The organism is Streptomyces griseorubiginosus (assembly GCF_001514195.1).
Taxonomy (GTDB): Bacteria; Actinomycetota; Actinomycetes; order Streptomycetales; family Streptomycetaceae; genus Streptomyces; species Streptomyces griseorubiginosus.
In genome coordinates this window covers 340899-360179 of sequence record NZ_KQ948737.1, presented here as the reverse complement: position 1 = coordinate 360179, position 19281 = coordinate 340899, and the positions used below count along the sequence as shown (strand labels likewise).

General features: G+C 72.2%; 2 protein-coding genes. Both read right to left on the bottom strand.

Annotated features, from left to right (window positions below; translation table 11 throughout):
* Nucleotides 1-17: 17 nt before the first annotated feature.
* Nucleotides 18-17798, bottom strand: coding sequence for a type I polyketide synthase (locus tag AQJ54_RS46395; RefSeq protein ID WP_428843804.1), 17781 nt, complete (start codon nucleotides 17796-17798; stop codon nucleotides 18-20).
* A 223-nt stretch (nucleotides 17799-18021) separates the two neighbouring features.
* Nucleotides 18022-19242, bottom strand: a complete 1221-nt coding sequence (locus AQJ54_RS20015; protein WP_062019700.1) for a cytochrome P450 family protein — start codon at nucleotides 19240-19242, stop codon at nucleotides 18022-18024.
* Between the last annotated feature and the right edge of the window lie 39 nt (nucleotides 19243-19281).

Here is a 19281-nt window from a genome sequence, read left to right as displayed (position 1 = left end):
CAGGGCGGCCGGGTGACTCAGGTGCCGAAGCGTTCCTGGATGAAGTCCAGGACCTCCTCCGCCGTCGTCGCGGCTTCCAGTCCGCCCGCATCCGTCGAAGGAGCGGGACCGGCCGGAGACTCCTGCGGCAACCGGGCGAGCAGGTCCCGCAGCCGGTTCGCGACTGTCGCGGAGGTGGGAAGGCCGCCCCGGTCGACACGGTCGACACGGTCGACACGGTCGAGTGCGGCTTCGAGACGGTCGAGCGCCTCCTCGACGGAGCCCGCTTCGTCGGCATGTGATGGGGCGGGGCCGGTCGGGTCGGGTGCCTCCGTCGCGAGCTCCGCGCCGACAAAGGCGGCCAGGGCTTCCGGTGTCGGATGGTCGAACACCACCCCGACCGGCAGCCGCAGCCCGGTGGCCGCGCCCAGCCGGTTGCGGAACTCGACCGCGGTGAGCGAGTCGATCCCCAGGTCCCGGAAGAGCCGGGTCGCGGAGAGGTCCTCCGGGTTCGCGTGGCCCAGGACGGACGCGAGGTGGCGGAGCACCAAGTCCCGTACGAGAGCGACCCGTTCGGCACCGGTGGCCGCGACCGCCTCCGTACGCCAGCGCGCCACCGTGTCGTCGCCACCGGCCGGGCCGGCACCGTCGGACGCATCCCTTGCGGCAGCGGTCTCCAACGCATCCCGGTAGCCGGGCTGTTCGAGGAACAGCCGGGTCGGCCGTGCCCCGATCGACCCGGGTGCCAGACGCGCGAAGTCGATGTCGGCGACGACGACGTGCCCGTGTCCGCCGTCGAGGCGCAGTGCCCGGTCCAGTGCGCGCACCGCCCTCTCCGGCGCCATGGACTCCATCGCGAACCGATGCAGCCGGTTGGCGATGACCTCGCCGCCCTCCAGGCCGCTGCCGCCCGCCCAGTGCCCCCATCCGACGGACAGGGCGGGCAGACCCAGAGCCCGGCGGTTCAGGGCGAGCGCGTCGAGGAACGCGTTGCCCGGCGCGTAGCCGCCCTGCCCCGCGTCCGCTGTGACGCCGGCGAACGAGGAGAACAGGACGAACAGTTCCAGTGGGAGGTCCCGCGTGAGTTCGTCCAGGTTGCGCGCGGCGAGTGCCTTGACCCGCAGTGCACGGTCCAGCTGGGGGACGGTGAGGGAGTCCAGCAACGCGTCGTCGACCGCGGCCGCCGTGTGCACGACGGCTGTGAGCGGGTATTCCGGCGGGATTTCGGCCAGCAGCTGTGCGAGCGCATGGCGGTCGCCCAGGTCGCAGGCCACGACCGTGACCTTCGTCCCCGACTCGCTTATGTGGGCGGCCAGTTCGGCGGCCCCCGGGGCATCGGGGCCCCGCCGTCCGACGAGGAGGAGATGCGGCGCGCCGAGTTCCGCGAGATGCCGGGCCACCTGTCCGCCGAGGGCGCCGGTTCCGCCGGTGATGAGTACGGTGCCGGTGGGCTTCCACTCCCCGGCCTCGGTGCCTTCGTCCGACTGCTGTGCGGCGAGGTCGAGTCCGGTCGCCGCGGTGTCCCCGGGCGCCGGCACGAGCCGCCGGGTCAGGGCCCCCGACGTGCGCACCGCGACCTCGTCCTCGTCCGTGGCCCCGGAGACGATTCCGACCAGCCGTGTCAACACCCGGGGGTCGAGTGGGTCGTCGGCGCCGTCGGGCAGGTCGACGACGCCGCCCCAGCGCTCGGGGTGCTCCTGCCGCATCGTCGCACCGAGGCCCCACACCATGGCGTGCTCGGGTGCCTGCACGAGGTCGCCCGGATCCGCGGCGACCGCACCGCGGGTGAGCACCCACAGCGGGGCGTCACCGGCGAAGTCCGTGTCCATGAGCGCCTGCACCACTGACAGGGTCGCCGCGAGTCCGCGCGGTACGGCCTCGTGCTCGGCGTGCGCACCGCTCAGCAGCCCGGTCAGTGCCAGCACGCCGACCGGCTCCGGCTCGGCGTTGCCCACGCGCAGGCCGACAGGCTCCGGCTCACCGCTGCCTGTGCCGAGGGCGACAGGCTCCCGCTCGGCGTCGCCCGCGCGCAGGGCGAGCAGCGTCTCGGCGAGTTCACCCCGTTCGGCGTCGGCCGCGAAACCGACCCGGGTGACCTCGGCCCCGTGCGCCCGCAGCGCGCTCTCCACCGGATCCGCCACCGCCCGTGCCCCCGCGTCATCGGGCACCAGCACCAGCCAGCGCCCGGAGAGCGCGGGACGGGCAGGTGTCCCGATCCGCTCCCAGACCACCCGGTGCCGCCAGCGGTCGACGGCCGCGTCCTCCCGCGAGCGCGTCCGCCAGTCGGCGAGCGCCGGCAGTACCTCGCGCAGTGACGCCAACTGTCCGTTGACCAGCGGTAGTTCCCCTGCAAGGGTGTCGAGATCCCCGCTCTCGACGGCCGCCCAGAAGCGTCGCTGCGCCTCGTCGGCCGGGGCCTCCGGCTGCATGGTGCCGCCCGCCGGGGTGGCGAAGTACGCCGACTGGCGTGGCGCGTCAAGCCAGTAACGCCGGTGCTGGAAGGCATACGTGGGCAGGTCGACGAAGGTGTCCGGCGTCCGCGCGTACAGGTTCTCCCGCCAGGGCACGTCCACACCGGCGACGTAGGCCGCTGCCAGCGAGGCGTTGAACCGGTCGGCGCCACCCTCGTCCCGGCGCAGCGTGCCCAGCACGGACGCCGAGGTGCCCGCGTCCTCCACGGTCTCCTGGAGCCCGGTCAGCAGTACCGGATGCGGACTGACCTCGATGAACACCCGATGTCCGCGCGTCAGCAACTCCCGTACAGCGGCGTCGAACCGCACCGGCTCCCGCATGTTGCGGTACCAGTAGTCCGCGTCCATCCCGGACCCGTCGCACGCCTCGCCCGTGACGGTGGAGACGATCGGCACCTCGCCCGTCCGGGGCGACACGGGCGCCAGTTCGGCCCGGACCCGGTCCTCCACCAGCTCCACCTGCGCGGAGTGACCGGCGGCGATGGCCCCCTTCACCCGCCGTGCCCGTACGCCCGCCTCTTCGGCGTCCGCGAGGAACTCGTCCACCGCCGCCGCCTCGCCCGACACCACCACCGAGGTGGGGCCGTTGACCGCGGCCACACTGAGGCGGCCGCCCCAGCGCTCCAGCCGTTCGGCGACCCACGCCTGGGGTTGTGCCACCGAGGCCATGGCGCCGAGTCCGGACAGCTTCTCCTGCATGGCCCGGCTGCGCAGGCAGATGATCCGGGCCGCGTCCGACAGCGACAGCGCGCCCGCCACGCAGGCCGCGGCCACCTCGCCCTGCGAGTGCCCCACCACGGCTGCCGGGGTGATCCCGGCCGCCTGCCAGGTCCTGGCCAGCGCCACCATCACCGCGAACAGCAGCGGCTGCACCACGTCCAGCTGCCCCATCGACGGGGCGCCCGGCCGTTCGTGCAGCACGTCGAGCACGGACCAGTCGACGAATTCGCCCAGCGCCGCGTCGCATTCGGCGAGCGCGTCCCGGAACCGCGGTGAGGAGTCGAGCAGTTGGAGTGCCATGCCGGGCCACTGCGATCCCTGCCCCGGGAAGACCAGCACGGGGTCGGCGCCCGGAGCGCCGGAACCCGTGGTCAGCTGGGGATGCGTCCCGTCCTCGGCCAGGGCGCCGAGCGCGGCGAGGACCGTCTCCCGGTCCTCGGCGACCACGGCCGCCCGGTGCTCCAGGTCTGTCACCCGGTGCTCGGCCAAAGCCCGCCCGAGGACAGCGAGTTCGAGATCCGGTGCGGCGTCCAGCAGCTCCCGCAGGCGCTGCGCCTGGCCGCGCAGGCCGGCCCCGCTGTGCGCGGACAGCGGCAGGACCACCGGTCCGACCACCTCCGCGGTGGACGGCTCGGAGGTCTCCGGTTCGGGCTGTTCGAGGATGACGTGCGCGTTCGTACCGCTGATCCCGAAGGCCGAGACGGCCGCACGGCGCGCCCGTTCCACGGACGGCCACTCACGCGCCCGGTCCAGCAGCTCCACCCCGCCGGAGGCCCAGTTCACGTGCGAGGACGGGGAGTCGAGATGGAGGGTGCGCGGAAGCACACCGTGCCGTAGAGCCTGGGCCATCTTGATGACCCCGGCGATGCCCGCGGCGGCCTGGGTGTGCCCGATGTTCGACTTGACGGACCCGAGCCACAACGGCCGTTCGCCGGGCCGGTCCTGACCGTAGGTGGCCAGCAGAGCCTCGGCCTCGATGGGGTCACCCAGCGGGGTCCCGGTCCCGTGTCCCTCCACGGCGTCCACGTCCCCGGGGGCCAGTCCCGCGTCGGCGAGGGCCTGCCGGATCACCCGTTGCTGGGACTGCCCGTTCGGGGCGCTGAGCCCGTTCGAGGCGCCGTCCTGGTTGATCGCGGAACCCCGGATCACGGCCAGCACGCGGTGCCCGTTGCGCCGCGCGTCGGACAGCCGCTCCACCACCAGGGTGCCGATGCCCTCGGAGAACGCCGAGCCGTCCGCGTCGTCCGAGTACGAACGGCACCGCCCGGTCCGGCCGAGCACCTGTTGCCGGCTGAACTCGACGAAGCCGCCGGGCGTCGACATCACCGTCGCCCCGCCCGCCACGGCGAGATCGCACTCGCCCGAGCGCAGCGCCCGCACCGCCAGGTGCAGGGCCACCAGCCCGGCCGAGCACGCCGTGTCCAGCGTCAGGGTGGGCCCTTCGAGCCCGAACACATAGGCGAGGCGACCGGAGAGGACGCTCGCCGTGTGCCCGAGCAGGAGATGGTGGGCGACCCCGTCCGGCGCGTCGGTCACACCGCCCGCGTAGTCCTGCTCACCCGCGCCGATGAACACTCCGGTGCTGCTGCCGCGCAGCGAGGTCGGCGGGATACCGGCCCGTTCGAACGCCTCCCACGAGGTCTCCAGCAGCAACCGCTGGTGCGGGTCCATGGCGAGGGCCTCGCGCGGCGAGATCCCGAACAGCCCCGCGTCGAAGCCCGCGATGTCGTCGAGGAAGCCGCCCTCGCGGGAGTACGACGTCCCGGTGGCGGCCGGGTCGGGGTCGTAGAGCGTGGCGAGGTCCCAGCCGCGGTCCTCGGGGAAGTCGCAGACCGCGTCCCGCTCCTCGGCGACCAGGCGCCACAGGTCCTCCGGGGTGTTCGCACCGCCGGGGTAGCGGCAGGCCATGCCGATGATCGCCACCGGTTCGTCCACCGTCGGGCGGTCCGTCGGCACGGGCGCGGTGCTCGAAGCGGTGCCGACGAGCCGGTCGCGTACCTCCTTGGCCAGGTCCCGGGGCGTGGGACGGTCGAACACCACGGTGGTGGGCAGCGTCAGCCCGGTCGCCGCCGTGAGCCGGTTGCGGACCTCCACGGCGGTCATCGAGTCCAGGCCCAGGGTTTTGAACGTCTGCGTCATGTCGAGTGCGTCGGAGGAGGCGTGCCCGAGCGCCGCCGCGACCACGTCCCGTACCAGCGTGGACACCGTCCGGTCCTGCTCGGAGGGCGGCAGTGCGCGGATGTGCCGGGCATAGGCGGCGCCCGCCTCCTCCGCCTCCGTACCGACTTCCGGTCGGGTGCCGTGGGGCAGCAGGGCGAACAGCGGTCCCGGCCGCGCGGCCTCGAACGCCGCGAGCAGCCGGTCCCAGTCCGCGTCGACGACGACGCGGCACGTCTCGTCCTGGTCCAGGACGTCTTGCAGCGCGGCGAGAGCGTCCCGCGGCTGCATCGGGACGAGACCGCTGCGCCGCAGTCCCGCGCCGATCTCGCCGTCCGCGGCCATTCCCTCGCCCGCCCACGGCCCCCAGGCGACGGAGGTCCCGGCCAGGCCGTCCGCACGCCGCCGCTGGGCGAGCGCGTCGAGCACGGCGTTCGCGGCGGCGTAGGCACCCTGCCCGATGCCGCCCCACACGCCGGCGATGGACGAGAACAGCACGAACGCGTCCAGGTCCAGGTCCAGCTCCCTGCTCAGCTCGTCCAGATGCAGCGCCCCGTCCGCCTTGGCGGACAGCACCGCCGCCCAGGAGTCGGCCGACAGGTCCGCTATCCCGCCGGCCTCGAACACCCCGGCCGCATGGAACACGGCCCGGGGCCGATGACGCCCGAGCACGTCGGACAGAGCGCTCCGGTCACCCGCGTCGCACGCCTCGACGGACACCCACGCCCCGCGCTCACGCAGCCGGTCGGCCAACTCGTGCGCGCCCGGCGCCTGTTCACCGCGCCGGCTCGTGAGGACGACGTGCTCGGCACCGCCGTCGACGAGCCAGTCGGCGACCCGCGCGCCCAGCGCTCCGGTCCCGCCGGTGACGAGGACGGTCCCGGAGGGCCGCCACGGCCGATCGCCTCCGCGGCTGGTGGGCAGCGCCACCACGCGCCGCCCGAGCACCCGCCCGTTGCGCACAGCGACCTGGTCCTCGCCGCTTGCACCACTCAGCACCGCACCCAGCACGTCCATGTCGCCGTCGAAGCCGCCCAGATCCATCAACCCGCCCCACAGTTCGGGTAGTTCGAGCGACATCGCCTGACCGAACCCCCACACCGCCGCCTGCCTGGGGTCCAGCACGGGGTCACCGCTGCCGGTGGCGACGGCGCCGTGGGTCACGAACCACAGCCCGGCGCCGCCCGGCGCCTGCCGGACGACCTCCACGGCGAACAGGCCCGGGTCGTCGGCGAGCGCGGTCACGGCCACCAACCCCGTCAACTCCGCTTCGACCAGCGTGACATCACCCATGACGACCTCGGCACCGGCCCGCTCCAGCGCCCTGGCCAGCGCCATCACCCGCGTGTCGAGGGGGTCGGCACCCGCAGGAACGACGACCTGCCAGCGTCCGTCGAGCCGCCGGCTGCCGCTGAGGGTTTTCGCCGGCACCCAGGTCACCTGACGGTCGGACAACTCCCGGCGCTGCGGCTGCTCCTGGGCCCGCAACCAGTCCGTGAGCGCCGGGACGAGCGCCCGCGCGTGAATCTCGTCGACGTTCAACGTCCGTGCCAGCTCGTCGGGCTGAAGCCCGGCAAGGCGCTCCAGGGCGGGTCGGGTGCTCCGCTCGGCTGCCTGGAGCCAGAAGCGGCTGTGCTGGAAGGGATAGTTGGGCAGGTCGACCATGCGGGCACCGGTGCGCGCGAACGCGGCCGACCAGTCGACGGACAGACCGGACAGGTGCAGGCCCGCCATCGCCTCCGCGAAGGTCGCCACCTCCGACCGGTCGCGCCACAGGGCGGAGACGATCACCGGCTGCGCTTCCTCCGGCAGGCTGTCGCGGACCGCTCCGGTGAGCACACCCGCGGGCCCGAGTTCGAGATACGCGGTGACGGACTCGCCGTGCAGGGTGGTGACACCGTCGGCGAACCGCACCGCGTCCCGCGCGTGGCGCACCCAGTACGCCGGGGAGCACAGTTCCTCCGGGTCGGCCAGCGAGCCGGTCACGTTGGACACCACGGGCAGCGTCGGTGGCCGGAAGGGCACACCGGCCAGGACCTCGGCGAAGGCGTCCAGCATCGTGTCCATGTGTGCGGAGTGGAAGGCATGACTGACGCGGAGCCGCTGCACCCGCCGCCCGGCCGCCTCGAACCGCGCGGTCACCTCCTCCACGGCGTCCCGGTCGCCCGAGACGACCACCGAGGCGGGCCCGTTGACGGCCGCGACACCGACCCGGTCGCCGTACGGGGCGAGCACGGGCCCGACCTCCTCGGGAGTGACGGCGAGGGCGGCCATGGCGCCGTCCGCCGTCACGCCCTGCATCAGCGTGCCCCGCGCGGCGACGAGGGCGCAGGCATCGGGCAGCGTCCACACGCCGGCCACGTAGGCGGCGGCGAACTCCCCGATCGAATGCCCGATCAGCAGACCGGGCCGGAGACCCCAGTGCTCCACGAGCCGGTACAGGGCCACCTCGACCGCGAACAGGGCGGCCTGCGCGTATCCGGTCCGGTTCAGCAACTCGGCGGATTCGCCGAACACGACCTCCCGCAAGGGAAGGGGCAGGTGCGGTGCGAAGTGGGCGCAGATTTCATCGAAGGCTGCCGCGAACACCGGTTGTGCGGCGTGCAGTTCACGTCCCATGTCGAGCCGTTGACTGCCCTGTCCACTGAAGACCACGGCGAGCCGCCCGTCCGGCTCGGCCCGCCCGGTCAGCACTCCGGCGGACGCGCGTCCCTCGGCCAGCGCCCGCAGCCGCTCGATCGCCTCCTCGGGCCCGGGGGCGATCACGGCCGCCCGCCGGGGCAGCGCGGCCCGTCCCTCGGCCAGCGACCATCCCACATCCACCAACGCGGCGGCGGAATCGCCCGCCTCCTCCAGGACGCCCGCGAGTCGCGTCGCCTGGGCGCGCAGCGCCTCGTCGCCGGCGGCGGACAGCAGCAGGGGTACGACCGCCGGTGCGGGACCCCGCTCGGACGGCTCGTCGCCGGCCGGGGCCTGCTCCAGGACGATGTGGGCGTTCGTCCCGCTGATCCCGAACGACGACACGCCGACCCGCCGCACCCGGTCCCCGTCCGGCCACTCGCGCGCCCCGGACAGCAACTCGACGCCCCCGGACGCCCAGTCGACATGGGACGAGGGGGTGGCGCTGTGCAGGCTGCGCGGAAGGACTCCCGACCGCATCGCCATGATCATCTTGATGATGCCGGCGACGCCGGCGGCGGCCTGCGTGTGCCCGATGTTCGACTTGACGGACCCGAGCCACAGCGGCCTGTCCGCCGGACGTCCCTGACCGTACGTGGCCAGGAGCGCCTGCGCTTCGATGGGATCGCCCAGCACGGTGCCGGTCCCATGCCCCTCGACCGCGTCCACGTCGTCCGGTGACAGCCCCGCGTCGGCGAGGGCCTGGCGGATCACCCGCTGCTGGGCCTGGCCGTTGGGCGCGGTCAGCCCGTTCGAGGCACCGTCCTGGTTGACGGCCGTACCGCGCACGACGGCGAGGACCCGATGTCCGTTGCGCCGCGCGTCGGACAGCCGCTCCACCAGCAGCATGCCCACGCCCTCGGACCAACCGGTCCCGTCGGCACCTTCGGCGAACGACTTGCAGCGCCCGTCTCCCGACAGTCCGCCTTGCCGGGAGAACTCCGTGAAGGTGTCCGGTGTCACCATCACCGTCACCCCGCCCGCGAGCGCGAGATCCGACTCGCCCTGCCGCAGCGACTGGACGGCCAGATGGAGCGCCACGAGCGAGGACGAGCAGGCGGTGTCGACCGTCAGCGCTGGACCCTCCAGCCCCAGGGCGTAGGCGATCCGCCCCGAGGCCACACTGCCCGCACCCCCCGTCAGCAGATACCCCTCGACACCCTCTGGCACCTGCGTGAGCCCTGTGCCGTAGTCGTGGTACATCAACCCGGCGAACACCCCGGTACGGGAGCCCCGCACCGCGTCCGCCGGGATGCCCGCGTTCTCCAGGGCCTCCCACGACACTTCGAGCAGCAGCCGCTGCTGCGGGTCCATGGCGAGCGCCTCGCGCGGTGAGATCCCGAACAGGGAGGGATCGAATCCTGCGGCATCGTCCAGGAAACCCCCGTGCCGGGTCGCGCTGGTGCCTCCAGCACCGCTGCCGGCAGCGAACAGTGCGTCCACATCCCACCCGCGGTCGGCCGGGAACTCCCCGACCGCGTCTCGCTCGTCGAGCACCAACTGCCACAGATCGAGGGGACCTTCGACCCCGCCGGGATAGCGGCAGGCCATACCGACCACGGCGACGGGATCGTCATCCGCAGGCCGCTCCACGACGACCTGCCCGGCCTCGGGCAGCGCGCCGGTGAGCCGTTCGTGCAGCAGTCGGGCCAGCGCCTGCGGCGTCGGGTGGTCGAACACGACCGTGGACGGCAGCGTGAGCCCGGTGACCGCAGCCAGCCGGTTGCGCACCTCCACCGCCATGAGGGAGTCGACACCCAACTCCCGGAACTCGCCCGCCACATCGAGCACCGCACCCTGCGCATGCCCCAGCACCAGGGCGGTCTCGTCCCGGACCACGGACAGCAGAAGCCGCTCACGCTCGTCCCGGGACAGCCCCGCCAACCGCTCCTCGAACGCCGACAGCGCACCGGAGCCCGCCTCGACCGCCCGCGCGACCGTCCTGCGGCCGACCCGCGGCGCCAGCCGCGACAGCAGCGCCGGAACCGCCCGCCCGGCCCGGACCAGGGTCGCGGCATCGACCCGTGCCGGCACCAGCACCGCCGCACCGGGCGAGCCGGCCAGTGCCGCGTCGAGCAGCGCCAGCCCCTCCTCGGCCGACAGGGGCAACAGCCCGCTCCGCCGCATCCGCGCCAGATCCTGCCCGCTCAGTTCGGCCGTCATCCCGCTCGGCTGCTCCCACAGCCCCCACGCGAGCGACAGCGCGGGCAGCCCGAGTCCGGCGCGCACCTCGGCCAGCGCGTCCAGGTAGGCGTTGGCCGCCGCGTAATTGGCCTGCCCCGCGTTCCCCAGCACCCCCGCGACCGACGAGAACAACACGAACGCCGACAGGTCGAGATCGGCCGTCAACTCATGCAAATGCAGGGCTGCTTCGGCCTTCGGACGCAACACCGCGTCCACGGCCTGCTCGGTCAACCCCGCGACCGTGCCGTCCGCGAGCACACCGGCCGCGTGCACCACGGCACCGAGCGGATGTCCCGACTCCTGCACCTCGGCGATCACCCTGGCCAGCGCTGCACGATCACCGACATCACAGGCGCGTACGTCCACCACGGCACCCGCGCCGGTCAAGTCCGCCACCAGCTCAGCCACTTCGGCTGCCCCCGGCCCCGACCGGCTGAGCAACAGCAGCCGCCGTACACCGTGCGAGGCGACCAGGTGCCGTGCCACGAGACCGCCCAGGGCCCCCGTCCCACCGGTGATCAACACCGTGCGATCGGCGTCGAAGACAGTGGGGGACCCGTCCTCCGGCCGATGACGGTCGAGCCGCGGAGCGAAGAACGACCCGTTCCGCAAGGCGAGTTGCGACTCGCCGGTCGCCAGCACGAGTCCGGGTGATTTCGGCGCCTCCGCGCCGGCGACCCCGTCGACCAGAACGAACCGCCCCGGATGCTCACTCTGCGCCGAACGCACCACCCCCCACACCGCCGCGTCCGCGGGAGCCGTGATCCGGTCCTCCGCCAGCGCCACGACTGCCCCGCGTGTGCGCACGACAAGAACACAGTTCCGCAGCGCGGGGTCGGTCACGAAACGCTGTACGACGTGAAGGGCGCCCTGCACGGCGTCCTTGGGCTCGTACGGGGAGCCGGGACGTGCGGAGGTGTCGAAGAGCACGGCGGACGGTTCCTCGGGCGGTACGGCACCGCACACCTCGTCGATCTCTTCGGACCGGGACATGACGGCGGCCCAGTGTTCCGGCACGGACACACCCGAGGGTCCGCCCGGTGCGGCCACCTCCTCCCAGTGCAGAGCCAGCAGGGCGTCAGGGCGTGCGTCCCGGGAGGCGGCGCGCAGCTGTTCGGGGGCGATGGGCAGCAGCGTGAGCGCATCAAGGGACACGACCGTCGCGCCGGACTCGTCAGCGGCCGTCAACGACACGGCATCCGCACCCGCACGACGCAGTCGGACCCGCAGCGTGCTCGCGCCGGCCGCGTGGACGCGCACGCCGGACCAGGCGAACGGCAGGCGGATGCCGTCGGACGCCGGCAGCAGCCCGGCCCCCGCGACCGCGTGCAGCGTTGCGTCGAGCAGGGCGGGGTGGAGGACGAACTCCTGCGCATCCGCGCCCAGCTCATCGGGGAGTCGGACTTCGGCGAACACCTCGTCGTCGCTCCGGCGCCAGAGGGTGCGTACTCCGCGGAAGGCGGGGCCGTAGTCGTAGCCCTGGGCGGCGAGTCCGTCGTAGAGCCCGGCAACGGAGACTGGTTGAGCCCCTACGGGGGGCCAGACGGCGAAGTCGGCGTCATCTGTGCTCGGTTGGCCGTCGCCGATCGCCAGCAGACCTTCGGCGTGCAGAGTCCAGGAGTCGTCGCCCGGGCCTGAGGCGGACGCGGGGCGGGAATGAACCGTGACCCGCCTGCGGCCCGAGTCGTCCGGCTCCTCCACCACCACCTGGACGGCCACCGGAGCGAGCAGCGCGAGGGGCGCCCGCAGTGTGAGTTCCTCAAGAGTGCCGCACCCGACCTCGTCACCGGCGCGCACCGCCAGCTCGACGAAAGCCGTACCCGGCAACAGGACCGACCCCATGACGGCGTGGTCCGCGACCCATTCGGGCGCAGCGGGCCCCAACCCGCCGGTGAGGACGACCCCGCCGTCCGCGAGCCGGACAGCCGCGCTGAGCAAAGGGTGCCCAGCGACATCGACACCGGGTTGCACGGCGGCGGCCAGTTGGGGGCGGTCCAGCCAGTAGTGCTCGTGTTGGAAGGGGTAGGTGGGGAGTGGGGTGTGGTGGTGGGGGGTGGGGAGCAGTGCCGTCCAGTTGGGGGTGGTGCCGGTGGTGTGGGCGTGGGCGAGGGCGGTGGTGAAGGAGGCGGTGGTGTTGCGGCGGAGGGTGTGGAGGGCGGTGAGGGGTGTGCCTGTGGCTTCGGAGGTTTCTTCGATGGCGGGGGTGAGGACGGGGTGGGGGCTGGTCTCGATGGTGGTGTGGTGGCCTTCGTTGATCAGGTGGGTGAGTGCTTGGTGGAAGCGGACGGGGTGGCGGAGGTTGGTGTACCAGTAGTCGGCGTCGAGTTCGGGGCCTTCGACTGGCTGTCCTGTGACGGTGGAGATCATGGGGATGGTGGCGGGGTGTGGCTGGATGTCGGCGAGGGCGGTGGTGATGTGGTGTTGGTGGGCGTCGACTTGGGGGGAGTGGCTGGCGTAGTCGACGTTGATCCGGCGTACTCGGACGCCCTGGGAAGCCCACTGGGTGGTGAGCTCGTCGAGGGTGTCGGGTGTGGTGCTGATGACGGTGGTGGTGGGGGAGTTGTGGGCGGCGATGGTGACCCGGTCGTCGATGTGGTCGCTCACCCATTGAGCACTTTGGCTGACGGTGGCCATGACGCCGTGTCCGGCCAGTTGGCGCATGGCGGTGGAGCGGACGGTGACGATGCGGGCGGCGTCGTGGAGGGTGAGGATGCCGGCGATGTGCGCGGCGGCTATTTCGCCTTGGGAGTGGCCGATGACGGCGGTGGGTTGGATGTCGTGGGCGATCCAGAGGCGGGCGAGGCTGGTCATGACGGCGAAGAGGGCGGGCTGGACCATCTCGACGTGGTTCAGCCAGGTGTCGTCGTCTCTGGTGAGGGTGTCGATCAGTGACCAGCCTGTGAGCGGGTCGAGAGCGGCGGCGCAGGCGTCCAGCGCGTCACGGAAGACCGGGCTGGTGGCGTAGAGGTCGGCGCCCATGCCGGCCCACTGCGAGCCCTGACCTGGGAACACGAACACCGGACCACGGCGGGCTGGTGTGACAGGTCCTGTGCTGGGGATGACGTGCGGCGCGGGCCGGTCCTTGGCCAGCGCTTGCAGTCCGTCGATCGCGCTGTCCCGGTCCTCGGCGACCACCACTGCCCGGTGCGGCAGCAAGGCCCGAGAAGTGACCAGCGCGTGGGCAACATGCGGGAGGTGCAACTCCGTTCGGTCATCCAGCCACTGGGCCAGCCGGCCCCCCGCCGCCGCCAGCGCGTCCGGGCTCCCCGCCGAAATGACCAGCGGCACCGGCCGACCCGACGGGACGGACTCCTCGGCCTGTACAGGCACATGGGCCTGCTCAAGGATCACGTGAGCGTTCGTACCGCTGATGCCGAACGCCGAGACGGCGGCCCGTCGGACCCGGTCGGTGTCGGGCCAATTGCGTGCCTCCGCGAGGAGCCGGACCGCGCCCGAGGACCAATCGACGTGGGAAGTCGCTTCAGTCAGGTGCAAGGTGCGCGGGAGCACGCCATGTTGCAGGGCGAGGACCGTCTTGATGACCCCGGCGATGCCGGCGGCGGCCTGGGTGTGGCCGATGTTCGACTTGATGGAGCCGAGCCACAAAGGGGCCTCGGTCGCGCGCTGCTGACCGTAGGTGGTGAGGAGGGCCTGGGCTTCGATGGGGTCGCCGAGCCGGGTTCCGGTGCCGTGGGCCTCGACGCTGTCGACGTCGGTGGGGGTGAGACCGGCGTTGGCCAGGGCAGTTCGGATGAGGCGTGCCTGGGAACGCCCGTTGGGGGCGGTGAGGCCGTTGGAGGCACCGTCCTGGTTGATCGCGGAACCTCGGACGACGGCGAGCACGGGGTGTCCGTTGCGCCGCGCGTCGGAGAGACGCTCGATCAGCAGGGTTCCGACGCCCTCGGACCAGCCGGTGCCGTCCGCGCTCTCGTCGAACGCCTTGCAGCGCCCGTCGGGCGACAGCCCGCCCTGACGGGAGAACTCGAGGAACATCCCCGGCGTCGACATGACGCTCGCGCCACCGGCGACGGCCAGATCGCATTCACCGTTGCGCAGGGACTGCGTCGCCAGGTGCAGAGCGACGAGGGACGACGAGCAGGCGGTGTCGACCGTCAGCGCCGGACCCTCCAGACCCAGCACGTAGGCGATCCGCCCGGAAGCCACGCTCGCCGCGTGCCCGGTCAACAGGAACCCTTCGCTGCCCTGCGCCTGTTGGGGCGCGGTGTAAGTGGCGTAGTCCTGCTCGTTGGTCCCGACGAACACCCCCGTACGGCTGCCGCGCAGTGAGCCGGGGTCGATGCCGGCCCGCTCGAAGGCCTCCCAGGACGTCTCCAGAAGAAGGCGCTGATGCGGGTCCATCGCCAGCGCCTCGCGGGGCGCTATGCCGAAGAGCGACGCGTCGAAGCCGGCGATGTCGTCGAGGAAGCCGCCCCGGCGTACGTAGGAGGTGCCCGGGTGGGTCGGATCGGGGTCGTACAACTCCTCGATGTTCCAGCCGCGGTCCTCGGGGAACTCCGTGATCGCGTCCCGTTCCTCCAGCAGCAGGTGCCACAGGTCGTCCGGAGTCCGGACCCCGCCCGGGAACCGGCACGCCATGCCGACGATGACGATCGGATCGTCGTCCACCGGGGTCTGGTCCGCACCGGTGACCGGTGCCCCTTCGCCCGAGACCCCGGCCAACTCGTCCCGCAGGAACGCGGCCAGGTCGGCCGGACTCGGGTGGTTGTAGGTGGCGTTGACCGGCACCCGGTGGCCGAGCAGAGCGGAGAGCCGCTTGCACAGCTCCACACCCGCGAAGGAGTCGAAGCCCAGCTCCTTGAACGGCAGATGTTCCGGGACTTCGGAAGCGGATGAGTGTCCCAACACCCGGGCGCATTCATTCAGCACGACGTTCAGTAGTTCCGAGAGCTGCGGGGTCGGGGCAAAACTCGTGCCGTCCTCCTCCTGCTCCTCGCTCTCGGTGATCAGCGCGGTGGGACTCGCGGATTCGATGAACTCCGGCCAGTAGCTGCGGCGTTGGAAGGGGTAGGTGGGGAGTGGGGTGTGGTGCTGGGGGGTGGGGAACAGTGCCGTCCAGTTGGGGGTGGTGCCGGTGGTGTGGGCGTGGGCCAGCACAGTGGCGAAAGGCGTCGAGGTGTTGCGGCGGAGCGTGTGCAGCGCGTTGACGGCTGTCCCGGTCGCTTCTGCTGTTTCGTCGATGGCGGGGGTGAGGACGGGGTGGGGGCTGGTTTCGATGGTGGTGTGGTGGCCCTCGTTGATCAGGTGGGTGAGTGCTTGGTGGAAGCGGACGGGGTGGCGGAGGTTGGTGTACCAGTAGTCGGCGGTCAGTTCCGTGCCCTCAACCGGCTGTCCGGTCACGGTGGAGACCATCGGGATGATCGCTTGGTGTGGCTGGATGTCGGCGAGGGCGGTGGTGATGTGGTGTTGGTGGGCGTCGACTTGGGGGGAGTGGCTGGCGTAGTCGACGTTGATCCGGCGTACTCGGACGCCCTGGGAAGCCCACTGGGTGGTGAGGTGGTCGAGGGTGTCGGGGGTGGTGCTGATGACGGTGGTGGTGGGGGAGTTGTGGGCGGCGATGGTGACCCGGTCGTCGGCGTGTTGGAGGACCCAGGGGGCGTCTTTGCTGACGGTGGCCATGACGCCGTGTCCGGCCAGTTGGCGCATGGCGGCGGAGCGGACGGTGACGATGCGGGCGGCGTCCTGGAGGGTGAGGATGCCCGCGATGTGCGCGGCGGCGATCTCACCCTGGGAGTGGCCGATGACGGCGGCGGGTTGGATGTCGTGGGAGATCCAGAGGCGGGCGAGGCTGGTCATGACGGCGAAGAGGGCGGGCTGGACCATCTCGACGTGGTTCAGCCAGGTGTCGTCGTCTCTGGTGAGGGTGTCGATCAGTGACCAGCCGGTGAGGGGGTCGAGGGCGGCGGCGCAGGCGTCCAGCGCGTCGCGGAAGACCGGACTGTCTGCGTAGAGGTCGGCGCCCATGCCGGCCCACTGCGAGCCCTGACCTGGGAAGACGAACACCGGACCACGCCCGGTCGCCGGCGCTGGCCCCGCTCCGGCGATCACCTGCGGATGCGGGGTCCCCTTGGCCAGCGCTTGCAGCCCGTCGATCGCGCTGTCCCGGTCCTCGGCGACCACCACTGCCCGGTGGGGCAGCAAGGCCCGCGTCGTGACCAGCGCATGGGCCATGTCGGTCAGGTGGAGCTCGGCATCGGCTTCCAGACGCTCGGCGAGCCGCGCTCCGTAGGCGGCCAGCGCGGCCGTACTGCCCGCCGACACCACCAGCGGCACCGGCCCGGACGTCTGGGCGGTCGCGATGTCGGTCGTCAGGGTGGGGGTGGGGGCTTCGCCCAGGACGAGGTGGGCGTTGGTGCCGCCGACGCCGAACGCCGATACGCCGGCGAGCAGCGGGCGGTCGTCCTGGGGCCAGGGCCCGCTCGCGGTCTGTACCCGCAGGTTGAGGTCGTCGAGAGGGATGGCCGGGTTGGGGGTCTCGAAGTTGAGGCTCGCGGGGAGTTCGCGGTGGTGCAGGGACAGGGCGGTCTTGACGAGGCCGACCACGCCGGCAGCGCCCTCCAGATGTCCCACGTTCGTCTTGGCCGAGCCGACCGCGAGGGGGACCGGCCTGTTGGGCCCGGTGCCGAACGCAGCGCCCAGTGCCGCCGCCTCGATCGGGTCGCCGACCGGTGTGCCGGTGCCGTGCAGTTCGACGTACTGCACGGCGTCGGGGCGGACGCCCGCGGCGGCGAGCGCCGCGTCGATGACCTCGTGCTGCGCTTCGGCGTTGGGGACCGCAAGGCTTTCGCCCGCGCCGTCGTGGTTGACGGCAGAACCGTGGATGACGCAGTACACACGGTCGCCGTCGGCAAGGGCCCGGGTGAGGGGCTTGAGGACGACGAGGGCGCCGCCCTCACCGCGGACGAAACCGTTGGCGCGGGCGTCGAAGGTGAAGCAGCGGGCGTCGGGGGACAGGCCACCGAAGCGTTCGACGGCGACCGTGCTCTCGGGGACGAGATTGAGGTGGACGCCACCTGCGAGCACGAGGTTCGACTCGCCCCGGCGCAGGCTCTCGGCGGCCAGATGGACTGCGACCAGTGAAGAGGACTGGCCGCAGTCCACCGTCATGCTCGGCCCCCGCAGCCCCAGCGAGTAGGAGAGCCGGTTGGCGATCACGCCTCGCTGGGTGCCGGTGAACATGTGCCGGGTGATGCCTTGTGGGCCGCCACGGCGCAGCAGGGTCGCGTAGTCGTCGGAGATCGCGCCGACATAGACGCCTGCGGGGGTGCCTCCGACCGAGTCGGGGGCGATTCCGGCGTCCTCCAGTGCTTCCCAGCCCAGTTCGAGGGCGAGTCGCTGCTGGGGGTCCATGGCCAGTGCCTCGCGCGGGGAGACACCGAAGAAGGCCGCGTCGAAGCCGTCGACACGGTCGAGCCAGCCGCCGGGGCGCTCGTTTCCGTCCTGCGCAGGGTGGCGGTCCGCGGCGGGTACGCCGATGGCGTCCGTGCCTTCGCGCAGGAGCTGCCAGAAGGCGGACGGATCCGGGGCGCCAGGAAGCCGGCAGGCGATCCCGATCACCGCGATCGGCTCAGGGTCGTCCGTGTCCGTCATGGAGCCCGTCACCGCGATCGGCTCAGGGCCGTCCGTGTCCGTCATGGAGCCCGTCACCGCGATGGGCTCGTCTCCGCACGCGCCCGTCGTCGAGTCCGTCACCGTCACCTCTGCCATAGCGGACACTCCTCCCCTTCGCGGATCGCGTTTGTGGGCCACCGCACCGCACGGCCGGAGCGAGGTCCTCGTCGGAGCTCGCTCCGGGCCGTGCACTGGTGCGCGGTCAGGCGGCGCCGTGCGGCCTCACAGGCAGCCGGTCCAGGCCGTGGGTGACGGTGCTCAGCCGCCACTTCAACTCGGCGGGGTCGACCGCGAGCGTCAGGTCGGGGAAGCGGTCGAGGAGCTGACCGAGGGCGATCTCGGCCTCCAGCCGGGCAAGCGGTGCGCCCATGCAGTAGTGGATGCCGTGCCCGAAGGTCATCTGGCCGCCGATCGGCCGTGTGATGTCGAGCAGTTCGGGGTTGTCGAACCGCTCCGGGTCACGGTTCGCCGCCATCAGCGACACCATGACCACCTCGCCGACCGGGATGGTCACATCGCCGAGCGTCACCGGTTCCACCGTGAACCGGAAGGTGGCGAGGTTGACCGGTCCGTCGAAGCGCAGGAACTCCTCGACGGCCTGCGGCAGCAGCGACTTGTCCGCGCGCAGCGCGGCGAGCTGCTCGGGGTGTGTCAGCAGGGCCAGCACGCCGTTGCCGATCAGGTTGACGGCGGTCTCGGTGCCCGCCGAGAACATCAGGTAGATGGTGGCGAGCAGTTCGCCCTCGCTGAGCTTGTCGTCCTCGTCGCGGGCCGCGATCAGCGCGCTGAGCAAGTCGTCGCCGGGGTTGTCGCGCTTGACCTGGATGAGTTTCACCAGGTACTCGCGCATCGCCGTGGTGGCCTCCTCGTATCCCTCGGGGGCGAGGTCGGCGAGGACGACGCTGGCGTACCGGCCGAAGGCGAGCCGCTCGGCCTGCGGGACGCCGAGGAGGGTGCACAGCAGCTCCATCGGCACGGGGAAGGCGAGCGCCTCCAGGAGGTCGATCTCGTCGTGCTTGTCCATCTCGTCGAGCAGACTGCTGGTCAGCTCTTCCAGCATGGGGCGCATGCCCTCGACCCGCCGCGGGGTGAAGGCCTTGTTGACCAGCCTGCGCATCCGGGTGTGGTCCGGCGGGTCGCTGGCCAGCATGTGGCCGACGAGGGCCTCGTCGTACTGCTTGGGCGCCATGCCCTCCTTGGTGTGCCGGGCCATCAGCTCGTTGAGGCCCTTGAAGGACTTGCTGAGCCGGGTCTCGCTGAGCGCCTGCCTGACCTCCTCGTAGCGGGTCACGATCCAGACCAGTGAGCCGTTCGGCAGCATCACCTTCACGGCGGGCCCGGCTTCGCGGAGCCGCTTCAGCACTTCGTGGGGCGTCTGGACGAAGCTGAGGTCCAGCTCCTCGGTCACCTGGATTTCCTGCACGACTGCGCCCTCCTGGCCACGGGGTTCCCTGCTCCGGTG

What these genes read in the sequence shown, in the direction of transcription:
- AQJ54_RS46395 (WP_428843804.1), bottom strand. Translation starts at nt 17,798, where the DNA reads ATGACGGACACGGACGACCCTGAGCCGATCGCGGTGATCGGGATCGCC.